Here is a 1750-nt window from a genome sequence, read left to right on the forward strand (position 1 = left end):
TTTGCCACAACATACGCCTCGTCCGCAATAGCTTTCTTGTTCTCCTCAGGGATTGAGTCTATCTCCTTTTTGAACTGGCGGGTTGCGTGTTTTATGTCCTTGCCGTTTTCCTCAGCCCATTTCTTCATAGCCTCGAAAAGGTCAGCTGGTAGGTGCTTGTGCGCTATGTTCTGCCATGTCGTCCCCACATTGCCCTTCCTTATGCCGTAGTCAGCGAACTGACCAACAAGATGAAGCGGAGTCCCCGTTATACCGTGCTGTGCTATCGCGACACCCCATCCCTTTATCGCATCAAATATCTCTCCTGTCCGCTTGAGGTCTATGTGCACTTCCTCGCCGGGTTTGTAATTCCCGTGTTTTGCACCGTTGGCTATAGCGAGAAGATTGGGGTATATTTTGGCAAGCCTCAGCGCCTCAAGGAATGTAGTAGCCTCATCAACAGTTGTAAGCTTTCCAGCAGCACCCGCTATCTCACCCACCTCAACTTCAAGACCAAGTCCCCATTCCATTATGGGCACCGCGAGCCTTATAGTGGCGGCTATATTGTATTCCATCTCAACATGCGAGGCGTCAATAGCAAAGCTTGTGTATCCTGCCCTGTATTGCTCGGCGATAAGAATCTCTGATGAGCGCACCTCGTCCTCGGTCTTCTTTTTTACCGTTATGTGGTCACCGTGAATGAAAAACGGCATCTTGTAATCAACCTCATATGCGTAGTTGACTATAGCCTGAACATATTGTTTTGGGGTTTGTCCCGTGTATCCGCCGTCGATGTTGCCCTCAGACTTTGCGAGTTCGAACGCTACGATTGCATCGAGTTCCTGCGCAGCACGCATTATGCCCGGTATGACGAATGGAATTCTGGCGTTGCAAGCCATTATTATTATTTTCTCGTCGAGGAATGCGTTGAAAATGTCCTTTGAGTTCATTATAAGAAGCGGTGAATCCTCGCCTATAACCTTGAGGATATTTTCTGGTCGCATCGACAAAAGCTTTTCCCGTTGTTTCTCGGTCATGGTCCCTCCATTTTTGGTTTTCATAAGAAATAAAAGCAATAAGGCTCACAAAGTCAAGTGGCAAGGTTTAGCTACTTATGCAGGATTAATTTACAGCCGAATTTTTTAGCCAATAGGTCATTGTATGCATCTGCTAATTTACTTACCTCGTTTATGAAATACTTTATCTCATACTTATCGAGGTTCTTAAGAGGTCTTGCTACCCCAACGCATAGTTTGTCGCCCCAGATGTAGAATTTTGCTGGTCCTGTTTTTAGAATGTTGTTTTTGTCCATCAGAAAGTTTTCTATGAGAAATAGTTTTTTACTCGATTTAGGTATTTGAACCAACGCAGAGTGAATATAAAGCATAATGGTTTTCTTGACGGGAACTATTTCTATGTATACTTTAGCATTACCTCGCCTTACTGAAAAATAGTATCCCGATTTGCTCTTGAAAACTGCTGCTTTCCCACCTGAAGTCATTTCGTTTAGCGCTTGTTTTATTAGCAGAATCATTTCGCCCAATGTTCTTTCGTCTGGTCGCTCTATGCTTAAAGCAGTTGATTCTGGCACTTCAGGAGCGTTCATCAAAAGTTCGATAGCTTTTTTCTTTTTGCCAAGTTTTTGATAAATATCCGATAGTTTCTCCATAGCTCTGTAACCGCTTTCAGCATTTGATATCGCATCGTTTAAAATCTTTATTGCAGTTTTGGTATCACCATCTTTTCTGTATATCGCGGAAAGATATAAATA

At 43.5% G+C, this 1750-nt stretch carries 2 protein-coding genes; both read right to left on the minus strand.

The features are described from left to right. Nucleotides 1-1016: class II fructose-bisphosphate aldolase (locus J7J62_04095; protein ID MCD6124335.1), on the minus strand; the 1016-nt coding region annotated here is incomplete at its 3' end. 71 nt (nucleotides 1017-1087) lie between these two features. Then, on the minus strand, nucleotides 1088-1750 hold a 663-nt coding region (locus J7J62_04100), incomplete at its 5' end, for a hypothetical protein (protein MCD6124336.1).

The organism is bacterium, assembly GCA_021159335.1.
Classification (GTDB): domain Bacteria; phylum UBP14; class UBA6098; order B30-G16; family B30-G16; genus JAGGRZ01.